The 22,567-nt window shown below is 69.2% G+C and carries 22 protein-coding genes; 11 read left to right on the top strand and 11 right to left on the bottom strand.

What is annotated here, in order from left to right; genetic code table 11:
* Positions 1-21 precede the first annotated feature (21 nt).
* The 4 genes from SK854_RS47265 to SK854_RS47250 form a co-directional block, all read right to left on the bottom strand.
* Positions 22-1,614 (bottom strand): glycoside hydrolase family 13 protein, encoded by a 1,593-nt coding sequence (locus SK854_RS47265; protein WP_319981756.1) that lies wholly within the window; start codon positions 1,612-1,614, stop codon positions 22-24.
* 57 nt (positions 1,615-1,671) lie between these two features.
* Positions 1,672-2,055, bottom strand: coding sequence for a globin (locus SK854_RS47260; protein WP_319981755.1), 384 nt, complete (start codon positions 2,053-2,055; stop codon positions 1,672-1,674).
* Positions 2,056-2,173: 118 nt separating this feature from the next.
* The gene (locus SK854_RS47255; protein WP_319981862.1) at positions 2,174-3,001 is read right to left on the bottom strand and encodes a mechanosensitive ion channel family protein; all 828 of its coding nucleotides are present in this window, start codon (positions 2,999-3,001) and stop codon (positions 2,174-2,176) included.
* A 95-nt stretch (positions 3,002-3,096) separates the two neighbouring features.
* Positions 3,097-5,193, bottom strand: coding sequence for a prolyl oligopeptidase family serine peptidase (locus tag SK854_RS47250; RefSeq protein WP_319981754.1), 2,097 nt, complete (start codon positions 5,191-5,193; stop codon positions 3,097-3,099).
* Between the two features lie 248 nt (positions 5,194-5,441).
* Between SK854_RS47250 and SK854_RS47245 the strand changes: the two genes are divergently transcribed.
* Entirely contained in the window at positions 5,442-6,014 is a 573-nt protein-coding gene (locus SK854_RS47245) for an HNH endonuclease (RefSeq protein WP_319981753.1), read from the top strand.
* Between the two features lie 15 nt (positions 6,015-6,029).
* On the opposite strand, the gene SK854_RS47240 is transcribed toward SK854_RS47245, so the two are convergent.
* The gene (locus SK854_RS47240; RefSeq protein WP_319981752.1) at positions 6,030-6,557 is read right to left on the bottom strand and encodes a DUF2345 domain-containing protein; all 528 of its coding nucleotides are present in this window, start codon (positions 6,555-6,557) and stop codon (positions 6,030-6,032) included.
* Positions 6,558-6,806: 249 nt separating this feature from the next.
* On the opposite strand from SK854_RS47240, the gene SK854_RS47235 reads away from it, so the two are divergent.
* The 3 genes from SK854_RS47235 to SK854_RS47225 are packed head-to-tail and all read left to right on the top strand — an operon-like array spanning position 6,807 to position 8,708.
* The gene (locus tag SK854_RS47235; RefSeq protein WP_319981751.1) at positions 6,807-7,976 is read left to right on the top strand and encodes an MFS transporter; all 1,170 of its coding nucleotides are present in this window, start codon (positions 6,807-6,809) and stop codon (positions 7,974-7,976) included.
* A 20-nt stretch (positions 7,977-7,996) separates the two neighbouring features.
* Positions 7,997-8,242: an aa3-type cytochrome oxidase subunit CtaJ gene (gene ctaJ / locus SK854_RS47230; RefSeq protein ID WP_319981750.1), complete on the top strand. Its 246-nt coding sequence runs from the start codon at positions 7,997-7,999 to the stop codon at positions 8,240-8,242.
* Positions 8,229-8,708 (top strand): DUF5130 family protein, encoded by a 480-nt coding sequence (locus SK854_RS47225; RefSeq protein ID WP_319981749.1) that lies wholly within the window; start codon positions 8,229-8,231, stop codon positions 8,706-8,708. Before ctaJ ends, SK854_RS47225 begins: the two co-directional genes overlap by 14 nt.
* Positions 8,709-8,750: 42 nt before the next feature.
* Here SK854_RS47225 and SK854_RS47220 read toward each other — a convergent pair whose 3' ends face one another.
* The 3 genes from SK854_RS47220 to pepN all read right to left on the bottom strand — a co-directional run bounded on the left by SK854_RS47220 (position 8,751) and on the right by pepN (position 13,737).
* Positions 8,751-9,386 (bottom strand): GNAT family N-acetyltransferase, encoded by a 636-nt coding sequence (locus SK854_RS47220; RefSeq protein ID WP_319981748.1) that lies wholly within the window; start codon positions 9,384-9,386, stop codon positions 8,751-8,753.
* Positions 9,383-11,092, bottom strand: a complete 1,710-nt coding sequence (locus SK854_RS47215; RefSeq protein WP_319981747.1) for a GNAT family N-acetyltransferase — start codon at positions 11,090-11,092, stop codon at positions 9,383-9,385. The genes SK854_RS47220 and SK854_RS47215 overlap by 4 nt, the downstream gene beginning before the upstream one ends.
* A gap of 83 nt (positions 11,093-11,175) precedes the next feature.
* Entirely contained in the window at positions 11,176-13,737 is a 2,562-nt protein-coding gene (gene pepN, locus SK854_RS47210) for an aminopeptidase N (protein ID WP_319981746.1), read from the bottom strand.
* Positions 13,738-13,900: 163 nt separating this feature from the next.
* Here pepN and SK854_RS47205 point away from each other — a divergent pair, with 163 nt between their 5' ends.
* The 5 genes from SK854_RS47205 to SK854_RS47185 all read left to right on the top strand — a co-directional run bounded on the left by SK854_RS47205 (position 13,901) and on the right by SK854_RS47185 (position 19,634).
* Positions 13,901-14,509, top strand: a complete 609-nt coding sequence (locus tag SK854_RS47205; protein ID WP_319981745.1) for a mycothiol-dependent nitroreductase Rv2466c family protein — start codon at positions 13,901-13,903, stop codon at positions 14,507-14,509.
* A 69-nt stretch (positions 14,510-14,578) separates the two neighbouring features.
* On the top strand, positions 14,579-15,418 hold the full coding sequence (locus tag SK854_RS47200) for a DNA-3-methyladenine glycosylase family protein (protein ID WP_319981744.1): 840 nt from the start codon (positions 14,579-14,581) through the stop codon (positions 15,416-15,418).
* An 824-nt stretch (positions 15,419-16,242) separates the two neighbouring features.
* Positions 16,243-17,595 carry an aldehyde dehydrogenase family protein gene (locus tag SK854_RS47195; RefSeq protein WP_319981743.1) on the top strand — a complete coding sequence of 451 codons (1,353 nt, stop codon included), beginning with the start codon at positions 16,243-16,245 and terminating at the stop codon, positions 17,593-17,595.
* A gap of 41 nt (positions 17,596-17,636) precedes the next feature.
* Entirely contained in the window at positions 17,637-18,839 is a 1,203-nt protein-coding gene (locus tag SK854_RS47190) for a GNAT family N-acetyltransferase (RefSeq protein ID WP_319981742.1), read from the top strand.
* Positions 18,840-18,896: 57 nt separating this feature from the next.
* The gene (locus SK854_RS47185) at positions 18,897-19,634 is read left to right on the top strand and encodes a hypothetical protein (RefSeq protein ID WP_319981741.1); all 738 of its coding nucleotides are present in this window, start codon (positions 18,897-18,899) and stop codon (positions 19,632-19,634) included.
* A 4-nt stretch (positions 19,635-19,638) separates the two neighbouring features.
* Here SK854_RS47185 and SK854_RS47180 read toward each other — a convergent pair whose 3' ends face one another.
* Both SK854_RS47180 and SK854_RS47175 read right to left on the bottom strand, forming a co-directional pair.
* Entirely contained in the window at positions 19,639-20,439 is an 801-nt protein-coding gene (locus tag SK854_RS47180) for an Fpg/Nei family DNA glycosylase (protein ID WP_319981740.1), read from the bottom strand.
* A complete protein-coding gene (locus SK854_RS47175; RefSeq protein WP_319981739.1) occupies positions 20,432-20,884 on the bottom strand; it encodes a ribose-5-phosphate isomerase in 453 nt (150 codons plus the stop codon). The genes SK854_RS47180 and SK854_RS47175 overlap by 8 nt, the downstream gene beginning before the upstream one ends.
* A gap of 27 nt (positions 20,885-20,911) precedes the next feature.
* On the opposite strand from SK854_RS47175, the gene SK854_RS47170 reads away from it, so the two are divergent.
* Together SK854_RS47170 and SK854_RS47165 are read left to right on the top strand one after the other, a co-directional pair.
* Positions 20,912-21,577, top strand: coding sequence for a 2-phosphosulfolactate phosphatase (locus SK854_RS47170; RefSeq protein WP_319981738.1), 666 nt, complete (start codon positions 20,912-20,914; stop codon positions 21,575-21,577).
* Positions 21,574-22,182 (top strand): MBL fold metallo-hydrolase, encoded by a 609-nt coding sequence (locus SK854_RS47165; protein ID WP_319981737.1) that lies wholly within the window; start codon positions 21,574-21,576, stop codon positions 22,180-22,182. Before SK854_RS47170 ends, SK854_RS47165 begins: the two co-directional genes overlap by 4 nt.
* Here the strand turns inward: SK854_RS47165 and SK854_RS47160 are convergent.
* Positions 22,163-22,537, bottom strand: coding sequence for a histidine triad nucleotide-binding protein (locus tag SK854_RS47160; RefSeq protein ID WP_319981736.1), 375 nt, complete (start codon positions 22,535-22,537; stop codon positions 22,163-22,165). The genes SK854_RS47165 and SK854_RS47160 overlap by 20 nt on opposite strands.
* Between the last annotated feature and the right edge of the window lie 30 nt (positions 22,538-22,567).

Raw genomic sequence — 22,567 nt, 5'->3', positions numbered from 1 at the left:
GCACGCCCGCAGCGACGAACCTCAGGCGAGCCAGACCGCGGTGTCGGGCGGCAGCTGGTCGCCGTCCATCGGACCGGACGACAGCAGCACCTGACCGGGAGGCAGCGGCACGGAGGCGCCCGAGGTGTTCAGGGCGCAGATCAGCCCGCCACCCTTGCGCCGGAACGCGAAGCAGCCGGCCGGGGCGCCGTACCACTCCAGTTCCTCACCGGCGAAGCCCGCGTTGGACTTCCGGTGTTCCAGCGCCTCGCGGTAGAGCGAGAGCATCGAGCCGGGGTCTTCCAGCTGCGCCTCGGCCGTGAGGTGGTCCCACTCGTTCGGCTGCGGCAGCCAGGTGTTCACGGCCGTGGAGAACCCGAACGGCGGGCTGGTGCCCTCCCACGGGATCGGCACGCGGCAGCCGTCGCGGCCGCGCTCGGTGTGCCCGGAACGCTCCCAGGTCGGGTCCTGCAGGGCCCAGTCCGGCAGCTCCACGTTCGGCAGGCCGAGCTCTTCGCCGTTGTAGAGGTAGATCACGCCCGGCAGTGCCAGCTCGACCAGCGTCATCGCGCGGGCCCGCTGCTCGCCCAGCGCGCCGCCGCCGTACCGCGTCACGTGGCGCACCACGTCGTGGTTCGAGAGCGTCCAGGTCGCAGGCGTGCCGGTGAGCGCGACGGCACCGAGCGAGTGCTCGATCGCCGAACGGACCGCGTCGGCGTCGAAACCGGCCTCGACCAGCCGGAAGTTGAAGCCCAGGTGCAGCTCGTCGGGACGGACGTAGGCGGCGAAGCGCTCGTCGTCCTTCACCCAGATCTCGCCCACGGCCATGGTGCCGGGGTAGCCGTCCATGACCTTGCGGATCATGCGGTGGATCTCGTGCACGCCGTCGTTGTCGAAGCGCGGGTCGTGCGCGTCGTCGGACAGCACGCCGGGGGCCTGCGCGCGGATCTCCATGTCCGGCAGGCCGTCGGGCTTGGCCATGCCGTGCGCCACGTCGATGCGGAAGCCGTCGACCCCGCGGTCCAGCCAGAACCGCAGCGTCTGCTCCAGGTCGGCGCGGACCTCCGGGTGGTCCCAGTTGAGGTCGGGCTGCTCCGGCGCGAACAGGTGCAGGTACCACTGGCCGTCCGGCACACGGGTCCACGCGGGACCGCCGAAGACGGACGTCCAGTTGTTCGGCGGCTGCGAGCCGTCGAAGCCGCGGCCCTCGCGGAAGATGTAGCGGGCGCGCTCCATGCTGCCGGGACCGGCCTGCAGCGCCTCCTGGAACCACACGTGCAGGTCGCTGGTGTGGTTCGGGACCAGGTCGACCGTCACGCGGATGTTGTGCTCGTGCGCGTCCGCGACCAGCCGGTCGAACGCGGCCAGGTCTCCGAACATCGGATCCACGTCGCGCGGATCGGCGACGTCGTAGCCGTGGTCGGCCATCGGCGAGCGGTAGAACGGGGTGAGCCACAGCGCGTCGACCCCGAGCAGCTCCAGGTAGCCGAGGCGGGACCGGATGCCGTCGAGGTCGCCGACGCCGTCGCCGTTGGAGTCGGCGAAGGAGCGCACGTAGATCTGGTAGAAGACGGCGTCACGCCACCAGACGGACTCTTCGGCGATCTCGGGACTGAGGTCGGAGGAACGTCGCACGGGGGGTCATCCTGCCATTCGTCTCGCTGCTAAAGGACCCGAACGGGTGATGGGCGCTCAGGAAAAGCTGTTCATCAAGCTGTTCGCGGCCATCTCCATGTAGTCCCAGAGCTGCTTGCGGTGAGCCTCGTCCAGGCCGGCCTCGTCGACGGCGATCCTCATGCAGCGCAGCCACGCGTCCCGCTCGATCGGTCCGATCTTGAACGGTACGTGGCGCATCCGCAGCCTCGGGTGGCCCCGGTTGTCCGAGTAGGTGTGGGGGCCGCCCCAGTACTGCATGAGGAACAGTCGCAGCCGCTCCTCCGCAGGTCCGAGGTCCTCTTCGGGGTACAGCGGGAGGAGGACCTCGTCGGCCTTCACCTCTTTGTAGAAGCGCGCGACGATGCGGTGGAACGTCTCCTCGCCACCGACCTGTTCGAAGAAGCTCACGGGGTTTCCCACACACCCATCCTGACTCACGACAGCCACCGCGTGCAGGCCGCCCCGGCTGTTGGCTCTGCCATAGGCGTGTGAACTGGCAGGACGCCGGTTGATCATCGTCTCGAATGGGTGTTCTAACTCACTTGGCGGTGAAGCCCGCCTCTTCCAGCGCCGGCATGAGCTGCGCGCGCAGGTTGCGCTGGACCGCCCACTGACGGCCGGGGCGCGTCTTCACGGTGACCCGCAGCGTGATGCCCTCCGGCGTGAACTTCTCCACGCCCAGCACCTCGGGCTTGGCCGTGATGTCCGACTTGAGCGGGTCCTTGTCGGCCACCTCGCGCGCCGTGCGGTCCAGCACCTGGGTGGCCTCGGCGAGGTTCGCGCCGTAGCTCAGCGGCAGGTCGACGACCGCGACCGCGAAGCCCTGCGACGAGTTGCCGACGCGCAGGATCTCGCCGTTGCGGACGTACCAGACCGTGCCGCCCGTGTCCCGGATCGTGGTGGTGCGCAGCGCGACCGCCTCGACGGTGCCGGTCGCCGGGCCGAGGTCCACGACGTCGCCGACGCCGTACTGGTCCTCCAGCAGCATGAACATGCCGGCCAGGAAGTCCTTCACCAGGTTCTGGGCGCCGAAACCGATGGCGACGCCCAGGATGCCCGCCGATGTCAGCACCGGGGTGATGTCCATCCCGACCACGATCATGATCTCGAGGAACGCGATTCCGAAGATCAGGATCGTGACGATGGACTTCAGCACCGAGCCGATCGTGCGGGCGCGCTGCTCACGGCGTTCGGAGATGAGGTTTCCGAGCGCCTGTGGAGCGCGTTCCCGCAGCGGCTTGAGCAGGCCCGGCTTCTTGCCTTCCTTGCCGGGAGTGGTGATCCGGTCGATGACCTTGCGCAGCATGGCCCTGAGGATGAAGGCGGCGATCAGGATCACGACGATCTTGATCGCGCCCGCCAGGATCGTGGGGCCGTACTTCTCGAAGAACGCGACCGCCTGGGCGGTCTTGTTCGCGGCGTCATCCACAGGACTCGTCGCCAACACGTGCTCGTGCCCTCCTACAACTCCATGCCAGTGGCATTCGCGAGAAACGTCAGCTGGTCCACGGCGAGAGCCACCGTCCGGCTGACGGACCGGCCCGCGTGACCGACCTCGGTCTCGCGGCGGATCAGCACTGGGTGCTTGGTCGGATCACTGGACGAAGCGTGCTGCAGTGCCGCGCACATCTTCCTGGCGTGGTTGGGGTCCACACGAGAATCCGACTCGAACACCGTGAACAAGACCGAAGGGTACTCAACGTCCGTTACCACTCGGTGATAAGGAGAGTAGGAGAGCAGCCAGCCCAGCTCCTCGGAAACGCTTGCGCTGCCGTACTCGTCGGCCCACAACCGTCCGAGCAGGAACTTCTCGTAGCGCACCATGTCGAGCAGTGGCGCTGAGCACACCACGGCCGCGTAGAGCTCAGGGCGCTGGGTCAGCGCGGCGCCCACGAGCAGGCCGCCGTTGGAGCCTCCCATGATCGACAGCTGCTGCGGCGTGGTCCAGCCGTCGCGCACCAAACGCTCTGCGGCGGCGTGGAAGTCGTCGAACACGTTCTGCTTGTTGGCGCGCATGCCGGCGAGATGCCAGTCCTCGCCTTCCTCGTCGCCACCGCGCAACGACACGTGCACCCACACACCGCCCGCCTCGACCCACGCCAGCGTGGTGGCGCTGTAGCCGGGGCCGCGGCCGATCGCGAAGCCGCCGTAGCCGGTGAGCAGCGCGGGACGGGGCAGGTCGGGCTTCTGCTCGCCGCTGACGACGAACATGTGGACCGTCGTGCCGTCCTTGGACGTGTACGCGATCTGCTGCGTCGTCACGGTCGGCAGCTCGACGCGACCCGGCGCGGCCTCGTGCAGCACCGTCTCACCCGTGGCCTTCGAGAACCGGAACACCGACTGCGGCGTCACGAAGTCCGTCCACCCGAACCACAGCGTGTCCTGGTCGTGGGCCGTCTGAGCATCCACAACGGACATGCCGTGCAACGAACCCGTGCCGGGCAGCGGGATCTCCTGGACGTGCGCGCCGGTCGCGGCGTCGTGCAGGTGCAGTTCGGACACCGCGTGCCGGGTGCGCAGGACGACGAGGTCGCCGTTGAGCCAGCGCACGCCGTCCAGCACCGAGTCCGGTTCCTCGCTGATCAGCTCGGTCCACTCGGTGGGGTTCTCGGGGTCGGCGACGCAGAGGCGCTGCCGGGGCGCGCCGTGGTTGGTGTGCAGGTAGAGCCTGCCGTCGCGGGCGACGAACGCCGAGCACTGGACGCCGGCCTCGGTCAGGATCACGGGCTTGAGCGCGGCGTCGCCGTGCAGGTCCGCGATCCACACGGAGTCGTGCTTCATCGTGCTGGGCGCACCGCTCACGACCAGCCAACGGCCGTCCTGCGACACGGTGAGTGAGTAGTAGAAGGTGTGTGCCTGGCCGTCGCCGTGCACGTTGACGTCCGTGGCCGGGTCCGTGCCCACGCGGTGACGCCACACGCGGCGATGGAACAGCTTCTCGTCCTCGGGCAGCAGCGCCGGGTCGAGCTGGCGGACGTAGAAGAACTCCTCGCCGCCGGGCAGCCAGCCGATCGAGGAGTAGCGGCACCGGTCGATGGGGCCCTCGATGAGCTCGCCCGACTCGACGTCGATCACGTGCAGCAGCGAGTGCTCGTTGCCGCCGACGGACACCTGGTACGCGAGGCGCGTGCCTTCGAGGCTGGGGGACCAGCCGTCCAGGGTGGTCCGGCCGGACGGGTCGAGCGCGCTGACGTCGAGCAGCACGCGTTCGGTGCCGTCGGTCTCGCGCACCATGACGACGGGGTGGTCCTGCTCGGGACCGCGGCGGCTGAAGAACGCCCTGCCCGCGCGCCAGGTCGGCGTGGACACCGAACCCGTGCGCATCAGCTCCTTCAGGCGCTCGCCCAGGCGTGCGCGGCCGGGCATCGCGTCCAACCAGGAACGTGCGAGAACGTCCTGTGCCTGCGACCACTCCGCGGTGCGGGGGTCCGCGGTGTCTTCGAGCCACCGGTACGGATCGGCGACGTCGCGCCCGTGAATCTGCTCGGCGATGTTCAGCCGCTCGGCGATCGGGTAGGTGATCGTCGCAGGCAGTGGAGTGGAAGGAGCCTCTGTCACCTTGTCAAGGGTAGCGGGCTCTTGAAAACGACTTCCGATAGGGAGCGAGTTCACCCCAGGTTTGATCACACATCCATGACGCGTCACTTATCACACGTGATTTTTTCCTGGTAAGTGTGGTCTCCTATGGCTGAACCGGTGGAGGTGGTCGCGTGCCAGACCGACAACCGACCCCTATCGGCACCTCGCTACCTGGCGAGACGGCGCCGACGGTCCCCCCATGCCGAAAACCGCCCGAGTTGCGGGCCGTGCCGGATGGGGATCGAGATGGGGGAGGTACCGGTCCGACGCCGGCTGTTTTCCCCTGGGGAAGACGCAAGGTCCTGCTGCTGAACGCCACGTTCGAGCCGCTCACGGCGTTGTCACTGCGCCGCGCGGTCGTCCTGGTGGTGTGCGGGAAAGCCGAAGTCGTGCACGGAGACGCCTCCGGGCTGGTGCTGCACTCGTCGAAGTCCGAGGTGCTCGTGCCGTCCGTGATCCGGCTGAGCTCCTACGTTCGCGTGCCTTATCGCGGTCGCGTGCCGATGACCCGTGCCGGGCTCATGCACCGCGACCGTTATCGCTGCGCCTACTGCGGCGGGCGGGCCGAGACGATCGACCATGTCGTGCCGCGCTCGCGTGGCGGACCTCACACCTGGACCAACTGCGTCGCCTGCTGCGCGAAGTGCAACCACCGCAAGGCGGACAAGATGCTGTCCGAACTGGGCTGGCGGCTGCGCGTCGTTCCCGTGGCGCCACGTGGCCCGCACTGGCGACTGCTCGCCGGCGTGGCCGAAGCTGATCCGCAGTGGTTGCCGTACCTGGGCGAACCGGCTGCCTGAGGCTGGTCGTTCGAGTCAGGCCGCGAGGGAGAAGTCGTTCTGGCGCGCCGTGATGCGCACGGAGTCGTCGAGCGCGGTGATCCGGACCGAGTCGTCCATGGTGATGCGCACGGAGTCTTCGCGTGCGGTGATGCGGACGCTGTCCTGCTGAGCGGTGATGCGCACCGAGTCGTCGTGGGCCGTGATCCGGACGCTGTCGTCCATGGTGATGCGGACGGAATCGTCGTGGGCCGTGATGCGGACCGAGTCGTCCATGGTGATGCGGACCGAGTCCTCACGCGCAGTGATCCTCACCGAATCCTGCTGAGCGGTGATTCGGACCGAGTCGGCGCACGTGATCCTGACCGAATCGCTCGCCGTGATGCGCACCGAGTCCGCCATGGTGATGCGCACGGAGTCGCGGGCCGTGATCCTGACCGAATCGCTCGCGGTGATCCGAACGGAGTCGTTCATCGTGATCCGGACGGAGTCACTGGCCGTGATACGCACTGAATCGTCCTTGTAGCTCGGAAGAGTGAAGGTCACGGCCTGGGGGCGGGTCATCGTGAACATTTTGTGTCCTCCAGCTTGCTCGGGGCGGGTGCGCAAGACCCGTATAGGTGAAAAGCTAAGAGCTGGGTGATCCGGGAACAAGACCCCAAACCGGCACCCGTTCGCCGCCGACCGGGTGAGGCCTGACCGGGTGTAACCGCTGCGCCGCACGAGAGCACTCATTGCCCTTACTGGCGGGTATGGACACGCTCTGTAGCGTTCAATCCGATGGAACGTGACGTGCGTCATAGCGCAAAAGGCGTGCATGGACGGGGTTTCCGAGCGCTCACCGGTGCCTGGGCGGTGTCGCTCGTGGGCGACGGCGTGCGCATCGTCGCGCTGCCCCTGTTCACCGCCGCCAGCACTCGCAGTCCGCTCGCGGTGTCCGCTGTGGCCGTCGCCCTCACCCTGCCCTGGTTGCTCGTCGCGCTGCCCGCGGGCGCCCTTGTGGACCGCTGGAGACCGAGAACCGTTGTCGTGGTGGCACATTGGCTGCGCGCCGGGGTGACCGGAGTGCTCGCGCTGGCAGTCCACACCGGACACGCGACGGTCGTCGTCTTGTGCGCCACGGCTTTCGTGCTGACCTCCGCCGAGACGTTCGCGGACGCGGCGTCGCAGGTGTTGCTCGTCGAGCTGGTGAGCCAGGACGAGCTGGAGGCGGCCAACGGCCGGTTCGTGACGGTCGAGACGATCGGCATGGATCTTGCGGGGCCGCTGGCCGCCGCGGTGCTGTTCTGGTGGGCGCCGGCGGCCTGTTTCGCGCTCGACGCGCTCTCGTTCGTCGCCGCCGCGGTGCTCGTGTCCCGCGTGCCGGACATCGCTCCCGAGCGATCGGGCACTGATCTTCGCGGACAGCTGGCCGAGGGCATGCGGCTCCTCGTGCGGACCCCTGGCCTGCGGTCACTGGTAGTTGCCGTTGCAATCACAGCTGCCTGCGCGGCCGCGATCAACGCCATGCTGGCGCTCTACTCCATCCAGGTGCTCGGCCTCGCCGAACCGGTGGTTCCTGTTCTCGTCGTGTGCATGGCGGCCGGTGCTCTGCTAGGAGTCCGGCTGTCCCCGCGGCTCGCGGCTCGGTGGGGCGCCGGACGGGTCATGGTCGGGTTCCTGGCGTTGCTCGGCGCCGCGTTCGCGTTGTTCGGCCTCACGCCGTGGCTGGTGGTGGCGGTGCTCGCGTGCGTGTTGTTCGGCGTGGGGTCCGCGGGCTGGAACGTGCTGTCCGCGACCCGGCGGCAACGGCTCACGCCAGGTCCGATGATGGGCCGTGTGACCAGCGCTTATCGGGTGGTCGCCTGGGGTCTGTCGCCACTGGGCGCGGGCCTCGCCGGACCGCTCGCCGAGGTGACGTCGCTGGGCACCGTCTACGTCGTGGCGGGCTCGATCGTGGGATTCACCGCGATCTTGCTGGCCCGGCCGCTCGCGCGCGGCTGAGTTCGGCTACCGTACCCGCCGTGACCATCGTGGAGACCGTTCTCGTCTTCGCGTTGATCCCGCTGGCGATCTACGGCGTGATCACGCTGCTGACGGTGAGGCCAAAGGCCACCCGGATTCCCCGGTATCGGCCCGGCCAGGAGTGGGGCTACGCCCCGGTGTGGTGGAGCGCGAACCCGGCAGGGTTGAGCGCCGAGCACCACGGCGCCGCCGAGTCCGGTGCCTCGGACTCGACCGCCAAGGGAGGCGCACGTGGCAACTGGTAAAGCGATCGTGGCCGTCGACCCGTCGACGCTGCCCGTCGGTGCCGTCGTGACGAACAGCGGCCGGGTGTCCGCGGCGAAGATGTACGAGCCGCACGCGCCGGAACTGCCGTTCACGCCCGCCCAGCTCGCGCAGCTGGACGAGGCGCTGACGCTCTCCAGCCGTTCCACGGGCCTCGACTTCAGCGTGTACCTGGGCGAGCTCGGCTCGAACGCTCACGAGCGCGCGCAGGAGCTGCACGCCTCCACCGAGCGCCCGACGCACCACGTCCTCGTGGCCGTGTCGCCGGGCGAGCGCGTCGTCGAGATCGTGACGGGCGAGGAGTCCCACCGCCGTCTCGCCGACCGCGGTGCGAAGCTCGCGGTGATGAGCATGGTGGCGTCCTTCAAGGAGGGCGACCTCGCGGGCGGCCTCGTGTCGGGCCTGCGCATGCTGACCGACCAGGCGGGCAGCGCACCGCGTTCCTGATCTTGTTCTCGAACGCCCCCGGCACGCCGCCGGGGGCGTTTTTCACGCGCCGGCGCCGTTGCGGGCCACCACCAGGTCGGAGATCTTCTCCCAGCCGAGGCTGCGGTAGAGGTGCACGCCCGTGGTCGACGAGAACAGCAACCCGGTCGTCGCCCCGTCCGCCACGGCCTCTCGCACCAGCGCGCCCATCACGACGCTGCCGAGACCACGCCGCCGATGCGCCTCCGCCGTCTCGATGCGGTGCGCGACAGCGTCTTCCCCGACCACGGCCATCAACCCGCCGGCGGCCACCTCGCCGTCCGCCAGCACCTGAACCCCGATCACCGGGCCTCTGGTCACCTCGACGGTGTAGCCCTCGGGCGGGTCCGGGAACGGGTGGCCGGCCAGCGTGCGCCGCATGAACGTCTCGTCCGGGCGTGCGACGACCAGTCCGGCCGCCTCGATCTCCGCGATCACCTCGTCCGGCGAGTGCGTGGGGACGCTCAGCCAGCTCGGTTCCTCCGTCGCGGCGACGATTCCGGCCAGCGCACCGGCTTCCGCGTCGTCCGTGGCGATCCACTCGAACACCCGGTGCGACCGGTTCACGTGGACGACCAGGTGGCGGTCGCGGTACTCCGACGTCAGCCCGTCGGCCGCGATCCAGCCGCGGTGCCAGCGCTCCACCAGTTCACCGATCATGCTTCCCCCTTGTCGTTCGCCGCGATCACGACGTCGGAAATCGTGTCCCAGCCCAGTTTCCGGTACAGGTGCAGGCCTTCCTCGGTCGCGAACAGCAGCCCGTCACTCGCGCCGGCCCTGACCGCCTCCTGGACCAGGGCGCCCATCACGACGCTGCCGAGGCCGCGCCGCCGATGGGCCGGCTTCGTCTCGATGCGGTGGGGCACAGCGTCTTCACCCACCACGGCGATGAGACCGCTCGCCGCCTCCTCGCCGTCGAAAGTCACCACGACCTCGATCACGTCTCCCGGCATCACCCGCACCGAGTAGCCGTCGGGAGGTTTCGGCGCGGGGTGGTCGAAGAGGCCGCGCCGCATGAACGTCTCCGGTGTGCGGGCGACCAGTCCGGCCTGCTCGACCACGCGGGTCACCTCGTCCGGCGAGTCCGTCGCCACCGTCAGCCAGGTCGGCACGGACTGGAGCTCCACGTCTTCGGCGTGCTGCATCACGTTCGCGTCCCCCGCGAGGATCCGTTCCTCCTCCCGGCCGGGCAGATCGGCCCAGACGTGCCAGTTGTCCAGCAGGTCGTGCGGCTCCACCTCCTGCGCCCTGGCCCAGCCGGCGATCCAGCGGTCGACGAACGCGCCGAGCTCCACGCACCGGTCGAGCCGGTCGGCCAGGTCCTCCGTGGACGATTCCAGCACGACGTCGACCCCGTTGCGCCGCAGGTTCTTCAGCAGTCCGAGGAAGTAGTCGGGCATCGCCTCGAACGCCACACCGGGCTCGTGCCACACGAGCGTGATGCCCGGCACGAACCACCACTCCTCGTACATCCCGGTGATGGCGTAGACGCTGCCCAGGAACCGGCCCGGCCCGACCAGCGCCTCGCTCAGCGCCAGGTGCAGGCCGAACTCGTCCGTCGCGTGTCTGCCGTCGACGTGGTGCACGCCCGCCGTGGGGCGCGTGCGGGGTGCTTTGGCGGCGATCTCGTTCCACCACATGCGGCCCTCGGGAGACAGCGGCGCCCACAGGTTCCGTTCGGCAGGAACGCCTTCCATCCATACGCGCCACGCACCGCGGGCGGCAGGAGTGGGACGCTCGGCCACCGTCCAGTCCTCGCCGTAACGGGACTGGTCGAGCACGACGTCGAAAAGTCCTTCACCGGCAGCGGACGGGGACGTCGACGCGACGTCCAGCGCGATCCCGGCGTGCGCCACGATCCGGCCGCCGCGGTCCAGGGCGCGCAACCCCACCCACGGACCCTGCTCGTCGACGGGCGCCGAGGGCCGGATGCGGCCGGGGTTGTCGCAGCCGATCAGCGTCACCGGTGGCCAGACGCTCTCGAACGAGCGGGGAAACCCTTCCACGGCACGACATGTGCCGGTCTCCCGCAGGTCCTTGTACAGGGTGTACGCCGGGGGAGTGCCGAAGTCGCCGCCGTCGATCAGCTGGCTCACGCAGGCACTGGCGACGAGATCGCCGCCGGGCAGTTCGGCGTGCACGACCAGATCGCCCAGGAGCCACCACTGCGAGCCCGAGACGCCGAGGTGGAAGTCGCCGGTGAGCTCGTCCGGTGCAACCGTGCATCCGCGCAGCACCAGCCGTTCGCGCTCGGGCGGCACGGGATCGGCGAACAGCCCGTCGACGTCCACGACCCGTGCCAGGACCTCGTCGACGAACTCCCCGTCCTCGAGCCACCAGCGCACGACCTCGTAGCGAACTCTCACCGGACCTCCCCAGGACAGCCGCTCGACGCTATGGGAAGGCCCCGCAACGCGCGAACGCATTACGGGGCCTTCCCCAGCACAGCTTACGAGCGGTCGAACTCCTGTGCCGCAAGGGCGCGCACGATGCCCGCGCGGCCCTCGGACACCAGACGGCGCAGGGCGGGCGGGTGCTCGTCCGCCAGCCACGCGTCAGCGGCCTCCACAGTGGACTTCGCGATCGACCACGCGGGGAACATGCCCACGACCATCGACTGCGCGCGCTCGGAGGTGCGGCGGTCCCACACGCCCTTCACGTCGCCGAAGTAGCGCTCGACGTACGGCGCGAGCAGCTCCTTCTGGCCGGGGTGCGAGATGCCCGCGATGATCGCCTCGCTGACCGCGTTGGGCAGGTCGTCGTCGTTCACGGCGCGGTCCCACGCCTCGTCCTTGGCCGCGACCGTCGGGCGCAGCGCACGGGTCGACTGCGCGCGGCGGTGACCGGTGGAGGTCGGGTCGCGCTCCTCCTCGGCGTTGATCTCCGGCAGGTCCGCCTTGCCGTGCGCGACGAGCGCCTGCAGCAGACGCCAGCGCAGGTCCGTGTCGACGTCCAGGCCTTCCAGCACGGCGGTTCCGTCGTACCAGCCACGCAGAACGTCCACAGTGGAGTCGTCCAGCACCGACGAGGTCAGCGCGTTCACGAACGCCAGCTGGTGATCGGAGCCAGGCTCGGCCGCCTGCGCCAGTTCCATCGCCTTGGCCACGAACCGGCGCCAGCCCTCCGCCCGCCACGAGTCGTCCGCGTAGGACGACAGCGAGGTCTGCGCCTGCAGCAGAAGTCGTTGCACCACACCGACCTCGGACTCGGAGTGCAGCCCGCCGAGCACCAGGTTCACGAAGTCGCGGGCCTTCAGCTCGGCCTCGCGGGTCATCTCCCACGCGGCCGACCAGCACAGCGTGCGCGGCAGCGGCTCGGCGATGTCGGAGATGTGGTCGATCAGCCCGGCCAGCGAGTCCGGGTCGAGGCGCATCGTGCAGTACGTGAGGTCGTCGTCGTTGACCAGCACGATCTTGCCGCGGTGCACGCCGACCAGCTCGGGAACCTCGGTGCGGTCGCCCGTCACGTCCAGCTCGTGGCGGTGCGTGCGAACCAGCTTGCCCGTGCCGTCGTCGTCGTAGACGCCGATCGCGATGCGGTGCGTGCGCAGTTCGCCTGCGCCCGGACGCGCGCCGCCCTGCAGCACGGCGAACTCTTTGAACTTGCCCTGTGCGTCAACGGTGAACTTGGGGCGCAACAGGTTCAGGCCCGTCGTCTCCAGCCACTGCGCGCTCCACCACGACAGGTCGCGGCCGGACGCCTCCTCCAGCGCACCCAGCAGGTCCGCGAGCGTGGCGTTGCCCCAGGCGTGCTTGCCGAAGTAGACCCGCAGGCCCGCCAGGAAGTTCTCCAGCCCGACGTACGCGACGAGCTGCTTGAGCACCGAGGCGCCCTTGGCGTAGGTGATGCCGTCGAAGTTGACCTCGACCGCCTGCACGTCGGAGATGTCCGCGGCGACGGGGTGCGTGGAGGGCAGCTGGTCTTGCCGGTACGCCCACGACTTCTCGATCTTCGCGAACGTCGTCCAGGCCTGGCGGTACTCGGTGGCCTCCGCCTGCGCGAGCACGGACGCCCAGGTGGCGAACGACTCGTTCAGCCACAGGTCGTCCCACCAGCGCATGGTGACCAGGTCGCCGAACCACATGTGCGCCATCTCGTGCAGCACGGTCTCGGCGCGGCGCTCGTAGAGGTAGCGGGTGACGCGGCTGCGGAAGACGTAGTCCTCGAGGAACGTGACGCAGCCGGCGTTCTCCATCGCGCCCGCGTTGAACTCCGGCACGAAGCACTGGTCGTACTTGCCGAACGGGTACTGCACGCCGAACGCCTTGTGGAAGAACCCGAAGCCCTGTTTGGTCTCCGTGAACAACCGCTCGTGGTCCATGTGAGGAGCGAGCGAGGCGCGGCAGTAGATGCCGAGCGGGATCTTGAAGTCACCCTCGACGAACTCGTCACGCCACTCCGCGTAGGGACCGGCGACCAGGGCCACGATGTAGGTCGACATCGGCTTGGTGGTGGCGAACGTGTGCACGTCCGAACCGCCCTCGCCGTCCTCGGTGGCGATGATCTCGCCGTTCGAGATGACCTTCCAGTCGTGCGGCGCCGTCACCTTCATGGAGTAGACGGACTTGAGGTCCGGCTGGTCGAAGCACGCGAACATGCGCTTGGCGTCCGCGGTCTCGAACTGCGAGTACAGGTAGACACCGCCGTCGACCGGGTCGACGAACCGGTGCAGGCCCTCGCCGGTGTTCATGTACCGGCAGTCGGCCTCGATGGTGAGCTCGTTGGTCTCCGCGAGGTCCGGCAGCTTGACGCCGTCCTCCTCGCGGTAGTCGGAGACGTCGAGCTCGCTGCCGTTGAGCACAGCGCGGTGCACGGTCGCCGCCACGATGTCGATCCACGAGGAAGCACCCGGAGTCCGGCTGCGGAACACCACGGTGGTGGTGGAGCGGAACGTGTCCGAACCCGGCTTTCCGCCGCCGTCGGTCAGGTCCAGCTCGATCCGGTAGGACTCCACTTCCAGCAGCTCAGCACGGTCCTGAGCCTGGTCGCGGGTGAGGTTGGGCGCGGCCACTGGTCACCTCGTCTGCCGCGCGTGTGGTTACGCGCTGACGTCGTCGGGAATGGTTATGACTCCCGCATCCAATCACGGAACCGGCGTACGGGAAGAGATGACAGGGTGATCTGGTTGGGCTGATGGGGCGATAACGCCACCGACCGTCACTAAAGGGGCACGCATGACCGACAAGGCGAAGGTCGACTTCTACTTCGACCCTCTTTGCCCGTTCGCCTGGATCTCCTCCCGGTGGATCCTCGAGGTGGAGAAGGTCCGCGACATCGACCTGAGCTTCCACGTGATGAGCCTTGCCGTGCTGAACGAGGGCCGCGACCTGCCCGAGCAGTACAAGGAGCTCATGACGAAGGGCTGGGGTCCGGTTCGCGTGGCCATCGCCGCCGAGCAGAAGTTCGGCAACGAGGTGCTGCCGAAGCTGTACGCCGCGATGGGCACGCGCATCCACAACGAGGGCAACCAGGACTTCGACGAGATCATCAAGCTGGCTCTCGCCGACGCCGAACTGCCGGCCGAGCTCGCGGAGGCCGCGCACTCGACCGAGTACGACGAGGCGCTGCGGGCGTCGCACCACCGCGGCATGGACCCGGTCGGCATGGACGTCGGCACGCCGACCATCCACATCGACGGCGTCGCCTTCTTCGGCCCGGTGCTGACGAAGATCCCGCGCGGCGAGGACGCCGGCACGATCTTCGACGGCGCCCGGCTGCTCGCCGGCTTCCCGTACTTCTTCGAGCTCAAGCGGACCCGTACGGGTGAACTGGACTTCAGCTGAGTCCTGCCGGGCCCTTCCGGGCGCTTCGGCTGAGTTTTCTGTCAGAGGTGCTGACTAGCGTCTCCTGACATGGCACACCACCGCGTCGAAGTCGCAGTTCAGGGCCCCTGGTCGCTGGCGACGTCCAGGGAGTTCTGGGAGGGCTTCACGCCGTCCGCGTTGCCCGCGCGTGCGGGAGAGGCGCTGCAGGCGACGTTCCTGGTCGAAGGTGAGTGGCGCCGTGCCTCGGTCTCCGTGACCCAGCACGGCGCCACTGCCGTTCTGGAGCTGTCCGGCGAGGGCGACCTCGACCTGGCGGCTTCCCAGGTCTGCCGCTTCCTGTCCTTGGACGTCGACGGGCGGGCGTGGCCGGACGTCGGTCTGCGCGATCCGGTGATCGCTGCCGCACAGGCTTCCTTACCCGGCTTACGGCCGTGCGGCTTCTACTCGCCGTACGAGGCAGCGGCGTGGTCGGTGCTCTCACAGCGGATCCGCGTGTCGCAGGCGGCAGTGTTGAAGGCTTCGCTGCTGCGGGACGGCGTGTTCCCGGCTCCGGCGGAGTTGCTGCGTCTCGACCTCGACCTGCCAGGCCGTAAGCCCGAGTACCTGCGTGCGGTGGCCGAGGCCGCGCTGGACGGGGTTTTGGACGCGGTGGCGTTGCGTTCTCTCAAGCCCGCGGCCGCTGTGCTGGCGGTGCAGCAGGTCAAGGGGCTGGGGCCGTTCGCGGCCGAGTTGGTCGTGCTGCGCGGGGCGAACGCTCCGGATGCCATGCCGCACAACGAGTCCCGGCTCACCGACGAGGTGTCCGAGCGGTACGGGCGGCCGCTGGCCGAGGTGTCCGAGGCGTGGCGGCCGTACCGGACTTGGGCCTCGGTGCACCTGCGGGTGCTGCGTGAGCGGCGGCTGGGAGGTGCGATGGCGTCTGCCTGAGCGTGCCGGTCGCGGTGGCTGTCCTTGTTCGCGAGCCAGAGGTCTTCGACGCTGGTCTTCGGCGACGATGCCGACGACGGCTGTGTTCGCTCACCAGGTCGAGGTCGTCGGCTCGGGTTGCTGGGTGCCTCGTTCGCTGAGCGCACTTTGCGCTGGGACGTCGCCGGTGTCAGTCGCTGGGGATGGCGCTTGTGGTGTCCGCTCTGTTCGTCTGGGGCGGGGTCACTGAGGTTGGTTGCCGGTCGTCTTGCTCGCCAGGGCACCCGTGCTGGACGTCGGCGATGTCAGTCGCCGGAGGACCGGAAGCCTGTGGTGGCCGCCCTGCTCGACTGGCCGAGGTCGTCGGCGACGTTGCCGTGGCGCTTGCCCTTGCTCGACAGGCCGAGGTCGTAGGCGGCCTTGCTGGCGGCGCCTGCCCTTGCTCGTCAGCCGAGGTCGCCGAAGGCGGTTCGCTAGGCGTGGCATCCGCAGTGCCCGCCCTCGCTCACTGGGCCGCCCTCTGGCTGCCGCCGCCTTTGGGCTGCCGCCGCCTTTGGGCTGCCGCCGCCCTCCGGCCGCCACCGCCCTCCGGCTCACCCGACGGCCGCGACCCGTTGGCTCACCAGGCCACCCTCCCAGCCCCCGCCACGCTCCGGCCCATCCGACGGCCGCGATCCGTCGGCTCACCGGGCCGAGCTCTCCAGCCCCGCCACACTCCAGCCCACCCGACATCCGCCACCCGTGGGCTCGCCAGGCACCCTCCAGCCGGCGTGACCGTTGCCGACGGATGTGACAGGCTGACTGCTGTCAGCGCCGCAAGTGTCACAACCGCCTGGAGGGCTCCCGTGATCGAGGTCGTCAACCCCGCCACCGAGGAAGTCATCGGCACGCTCGCCGAGGGCACGCCGGCCGACGTCGACGTGGCCGTGGCCACCGCGGTGGCCGCCTTCCCGGCGTGGGCGGAGACCTCGGTGGACGAGCGGGTGAAGGTGGTCCGGGCGATCATCGACGGTCTGCGTGAGCGGGCCGGAGAGCTCGCGGCGACCATGACCCGGGAGATGGGCACGCCCCTCACCTTCAGTCAGAAGGTGCAGGTCGCGAATCCCGTCGCCATCGCGGAGGGGGTCGCGGACGTGCTGGAGCGCGGCTACTTCGAGCCCGAGGAGATCGGCAACTCGCTGGTCTTCCGCGAGCCGATCGGGGTCGTCGCGGCCATCACGCCGTGGAACTTCCCGTTGCAGCAGATGGTCGCGAAGGTGGTGCCGGCGCTGGCCGCCGGGAACACCGTGGTGCTCAAGCCGAGTGAGCTCGCGCCGGGGACCGCCGACCTGCTCGCCGAGATCATCACGGCTGTCACTCCGGCAGGGGTGTTTCAGCTCGTGCACGGCACCGGGCCCGTTGTGGGTGAGGCATTGGCCGCGCATCCGGACGTGGACATGGTGTCGTTCACCGGGTCGACGAAGGCTGGTCGCCGGGTGTCCGCTGTCGCCGCCGAGACGGTCAAGCGGGTCGCGCTCGAACTCGGGGGCAAGTCGGCGTGCATCGTGCTCGACGACGCCGATCTCGGGCGGGCGGTGAAGATCGCGGTCGCGAACTCGTTCATGAACAACGGGCAGGCGTGCAGCGCTTGGACTCGGTTGCTGGTGCCCGCTGACCGGCACGACGAGGCCGTGGAACTGGCCGCTCAGGCCGCGAAGAAGTACACCTCGGCCGACCCGAGTGAGCCGTCGACCCGGATCGGGCCGGCGGTGTCGAAGGCGCAGCGCGACAGGGTTGTCGGCTACATCCGCAAGGGGGTCGAGGAAGGCGCGACGCTTGCCGCCGGTGGGCCGGAAGCTCCGCTGCCGCAGGGTTTCTACGTCGCGCCGACGGTGTTCGGCGGTGTGACGCCGGAGATGACGATCGCGCAGGAGGAGATCTTCGGGCCGGTGCTGTCGGTCATGCCGTACGCCGACGAGGACGATGCCGTGCGGATCGCGAACTCCACCATCTACGGGCTGGCGGGCGGTGTGTTCTCCGCGGACACCGACCGGGCGCTCCGGGTTGCCCGGCGCCTGCGGACGGGGCAGGTCGACATCAACGCCGCCGCGTTCAACACGAGCGCGCCGTTCGGTGGTTACCGGCAGTCGGGCAACGGGCGTGAGTTCGGCCGGTTCGGGCTGGACGAGTTCTGCGAGGTCAAGTCGGTCCAGCGCTAATTGGGCTGCGAATGACGCCATGGCGGCGTATCACTGCTGCCATGGCTGACCCGGCGCTGAGCATCAGGACCATCACCGACTCCGACCTCCCCGAGTTCCAGCGGGTGATGGCGTGGGCGTTTCTGAGCGACACGATGGGGGAGGACAGCAAGTGGCTCAAGGTCCTGGAGAAGGACCGGGCGCACGTTGTCCTCGACGGTGACGAGCTGATCGGCACCGCCGCGATGCTCACTCGCGAGATCACCGTTCCGGGTGGCTGGCAGGCACCGGCCGCCGCGGTGACCGTCGTGTCGGTGAAGCCCGGCCATCGGCGTCGCGGCGTGGCGTCGTTGATGATGAAGACGCAGTTGCACGGCTTGCACGACACCGGTGAGCCGATCGCGATGCTGTGGGCGTCGGAGGGCGGCATCTACCGCCGGTACGGCTACGGCGAATACGCGACCAGCATCGCCATGCTGAAGATGCCGACGCGGATGGCGTTCCACTCTGGTGTGCACGTCAGCGACGCACGGATCCGTCAGGTGTCGCGAGAAGAAGCCCTGCCGGTCATGCGCGAGATCCACGAACGGGTGCGTACCACGCGGGTCGGCTGGCTGAGCCGGGTCGAGCACACCTGGGACGTGCAACTGGCCGATCGCGAGATCGATCGCGGTGGACTCTCCTCGTACCGCTACTGCCTGCATCCCGAGGGATATGTGGTGTTCCGGGTCAAGGCGGACAGCGGTTCGAGTGAACTGCACGTGCGCGAGCTGGTCTGCGAGACCGAGCAGGCGTACGCCGACCTCTACCGGTTCCTGCTGGACATGGACCTCGCGGGGGAGATCTCCTTCTACACCGCCTGGGACGACCCGATCCTGCACATGGTCGACAACCCGCGGATGGTCCGCCGCGAGGCCGGCGACGCGTTGTGGATGCGGATCGTCGACATCGACCGGGCTCTCCCGCTGCGCCACTATTCGTCCGATGTGGACAGCGTGCTGGAGGTCGAGGACTCGTTCTGCCCGTGGAACTCCGGCCGTTGGCGCCTGACCGTCAAAAATGGCGAAGCCGCCGTCACGCGCACCGAGGACCCGGCGGACGTGTCACTGGACATCGCGTCGCTCGGCAGTGCTTTCCTCGGTGGGGCACGGCTTTCCGTGCTCAAGCGCGCACACCGCGTGGTCGAGCACACGCCCGGCCACGTGGACGCGTTGTCGATGGCGTTCCTCGGCGCGCGTGAGCCACATTGCCCAGAGGTCTTCTGACGGAACTCACGGCCGCGGTCGCTCGTTGACGGTTCACCTGGTGTGGGAGGTAAAGCCGTGGCCGCCGTGGTGTGGATTGTTGTGCTGGTACTGCTGATCGCAGGGGTGTTCTACCTGGTCAGCCAGAGCAACGCGCGCAAAGCGCGGGAGCTCGACGACGCCAAGGCGGAAGCACGCCGCTGGGTCGAGCGGCTGGGCGGGCAGGTGATGAGCCTCACCGGCAGCAACGCCGCGTCGACGCAGGCGATGGCGGACGCGTCCGAGCGCTTCACCGCGGCCGGCTCGCAGATGGAGCAGGCCCGCACGATCCCGCAGGCACGGCTGGTCACCGAGACCGCGATGGAAGGCCTGCACTACGTGCGCGCCGCGCGTGAGGCCATGGGCATGGACCCCGGTCCCGCGCTGCCCGAGAGCGCGGGTCAGAAGCAGGCGGGTGCCGTCAGCGAGGACCGTCAGGTCGCCGTCGAGGGACACCAGTACGCCGCGTCGCCGCAGTCCGGTTCGGGCACTCCCTACTACTACCCCGGTGGCATGGTCGCCGGACGTCCGGTGCCGCGTGGCTGGTACTCCGAGCCGTGGTGGAAGCCCGCACTCGTGGCCGGCGCATGGGGCGTGGGCACGTTCCTGCTGATGGACGCCATGTTCTCCGGCATGCACGGAGTCGGCGACTACGGCATGGGCGACATGGGGATGGGCGACGCCGGCATGGGAGACATGGGTGACATGGGCGGTGTCGCCGACGCGGGCGACGCCGGTGGGTTCGACTTCGGCGACATGGGCGGCTTCGACTTCTAGCCCGTCAGGGCTGGCAGGCGGGGCACCAGAAGAGGTTGCGCGCCGCCAGTTCCGTGGTCAGGACCTCGGTGCCGCAGATCAGGCACGGCTCCCCGGCACGGCGGTAGACGTACACCTCACCGCCGTGCCGATCCACGCGTGGTGCGCGGCCCATGGCACGGGGCATGTGCTCGGCACGGACGGTGTTGATCTGACCGACCTTCACGCCGTCCTTCATCAGCACGACCAGGTCCGCCCAGATCGCGTCCCACAGTTCACGGCTGACCTTGTTGCCGACCAGCAGCGGGTTCACGTTGTGCCGGAACAGCACCTCGGCGCGGTAGACGTTGCCGACGCCCGCGAGGATCTTCTGGTCCATCAGCAGCACGGCCAGCGACTGCTTCGACCGGATGATCCGCTCGTAGGCGCGGTCGGGGTCCGCGTCGCGCCGCAACGGGTCGGGCCCGAGGCGCTCGCGGATGAGCTTGACCTCGTCCTTGTTCAGCACCTCGCACGCCGTCGGGCCGCGCAGGTCCGTCCAGTGCGTCTCGCCGGCCATCCGCATCCGGACCTGGCCCACGGGAAGCAGGACCGGCAGCGGTGACTCGGTGAAAGTGCCGTACAGGCCGAGGTGGACGTGGACGATCGCGTCCGGGCCGTAGACGTGGAACAGGTGCTTCCCGTGCGCCTCGGCACGAACGAGCTTGCGTCCGTCCACAAGGGACGCCGCGAAGCGTCCCTGCGGACTGGTGACGGTCACGGGCCTGCCCGCGTACCGGCGCTGGTGCAGCCGCGCGAGGCGGTGCAGCGTGTGGCCCTCAGGCACGCTTGTTCTCGTAGGCGCTGACCTGGTCGATGCGGCGCTGGTGCCGCGGCTCGCCCGAGAACGGCGTCTTGAGGAACGCCGACACGATCTCGGTCGCTTCCTCGGCCGTGTGCTGACGAGCACCGATGCCGACCAGGAGAGCGTCGTTGTGCTGGCGGGCGAGCTGCGCGGTGTCGACGTTCCACGCCAACGCGGCGCGGGCGCCCTTCACCTTGTTCGCGGCGATCTGCTCGCCGTTGCCGGAGCCGCCGATCACGACGCCGAGGCTGCCGGGGTCCGCGACGACCTTCTCCGCGGCGTCGACGCAGAACGACACGTAGTCGTCCAACGCGTCGTACTCGTGGGCGCCGACGTCGACGACCTCGTAGCCCTGCTCGGTGAGAGCCGTGGACAGGTGGGACTTCAGTTCGAAGCCAGCGTGGTCTGCTGCCAGATAAACGCGCACGTCACGGAGTCTGACACGCTGGGGGGTGTGTTCAGCCAGGAGGGGTACCAGCTGAAGCTGGAATGGGGGCCCGAGGGCGTAGGCGCTCTGCGGGACTGTGACGTGCTGGTAGTCGTCGACGTGCTGTCGTTCACGACGTCCGTCGACCTGGTCGTGGGCAACGGCGGCCAGGTGCGGCCGTCCCGGTGGAAGCCGGCGTCGGGCAAGACGCTGCGACCAGCATCACTCGTCGAGACGACCGGACTGGTCGAGCTGCCGTCGCCGAACGGGTCGAACCTGTGCTTCCTCGCCGCCGAGACCGGCGCCCACGTCCTCGCGGCCTGCCTGCGCAACGCCTCGGCGGTGGCCAGGCGCGCTCAGGAGCTGGGGGAGACCATCGGCGTGATCCCCGGCGGCGAGCGGTGGGGGCTCGACATCCTCAACGCGGGTCCGCGCGAGTTCGGACCGCTGCGGCCGTGCGTCGAGGACTACCTGGGTGCGGGCGCGGTGCTCGCGGCGCTGGAGGGCAAGGCCTCTCCCGAGGCGCAGCTCGCGGCCACGGCGTTCCGCAACACCGACGTCGAGACCGCCGTGCGGGAGTGCGGCTCCGGCCGCGAGCTGATCGAGAACGGTCACGCCGCGGACGTGGACCTGGCCGTCCGGATCGGCGTGAGCGACGCCGTGCCCGTGCTGGTCGAGGGGGTGCTGCGGTGATCGAGATCGCGGACGGGATCTTCGTCCTCCGGCACACCGAGCTGGACCTCACGCTCGGCCTCATCACCGGATCAGGTGATTCGCTTCTCGTCGACTCCGGCATGGACCCGGCACTCGCGCGCCAGGTGAGGCCGTCGCGGATCGTGTTCACGCACAACCACTTCGACCACGTGATGGCCACCGAGGCGTTCCTGCCGTGCGAGGTGTGGGCGCACGAGGACTGCGTCATCGACGACGAGCTCCTCGCCGACCGCGCCAAGCACTACGACGACCCGTTCGAAGGCACGCTCATCGCGCCCACGCACACGTTCCGCGACACCGTCACGCTCGACGTCGGCGGCCGCCGGGTCGACCTGCACCACTTCGGCCCCGCGCACAGCTCGCACGACGTGATCGTGCACGTGCCGGACGCCGGCGTCGTGTTCGCGGGCGACCTGGTGGAACAGGGCGCTCCCGCTCAGGCCGGCCCGGACGCGACGCCGGCGAACTGGCGCCACGTCCTCGATCTGATGCTCGAACTGGACCCGCGGATCGTCGTGCCCGGCCACGGCGACCCGGTCGACGCTCAGTTCGTCCGAGAGATGGCTATCCCGGAGGCCAGGTGAGACCACGTCCGCCGAGGACGTGGCAGTGCACGTGGAAGACGGTCTGGCCGCCGTCCCTGCCGGTGTTGAAGACGAGCCGGTAACCGGACTCGTCGATGCCCTCGGCCTTCGCGACCTGGTGCGCGGTGGCGAGGATCTGCCCCGCGAGCACCGGGTCGACGTCACCGATCGCCGCGTGGTGCTCCTTGGGGATCACCAGGACGTGCGTGGGCGCCTTGGGGTCGATGTCGCGGAACGCGAGCGTCGTGTCGGTCTCCGTCACCAGGGTCGCCGGGATCTCGCCCGCGACGATTCGGCAGAACAGGCAGTCGGTCACGCCCGCATCGTATTGGTACCGATGGACTCTGTCGTTCATGCCCGCCGACGTTGAATCATGGCGGGGTGA

The organism is Lentzea sokolovensis (assembly GCF_033949975.1).
Lineage (GTDB): Bacteria > Actinomycetota > Actinomycetes > Mycobacteriales > Pseudonocardiaceae > Lentzea > Lentzea sokolovensis.
The sequence above is the reverse complement of the archived record's forward strand: the minus strand, read 5'-3'. Positions and strand labels throughout refer to the sequence as shown.

Bases quoted from the DNA above. Each gene is read 5' to 3' on its own strand.
- SK854_RS47240 (WP_319981752.1), bottom strand. From the start codon at position 6,557: ATGACCCGCCCCCAGGCCGTGACCTTCACTCTTCCGAGCTACAAGGAC.
- SK854_RS47200 (WP_319981744.1), top strand. From the start codon at position 14,579: ATGGCACACCACCGCGTCGAAGTCGCAGTTCAGGGCCCCTGGTCGCTG.
- SK854_RS47220 (WP_319981748.1), bottom strand. From the start codon at position 9,386: ATGATCGGTGAACTGGTGGAGCGCTGGCACCGCGGCTGGATCGCGGCC.
- SK854_RS47190 (WP_319981742.1), top strand. From the start codon at position 17,637: ATGGCTGACCCGGCGCTGAGCATCAGGACCATCACCGACTCCGACCTC.
- SK854_RS47160 (WP_319981736.1), bottom strand. From the start codon at position 22,537: ATGAACGACAGAGTCCATCGGTACCAATACGATGCGGGCGTGACCGAC.
- SK854_RS47205 (WP_319981745.1), top strand. From the start codon at position 13,901: ATGACCGACAAGGCGAAGGTCGACTTCTACTTCGACCCTCTTTGCCCG.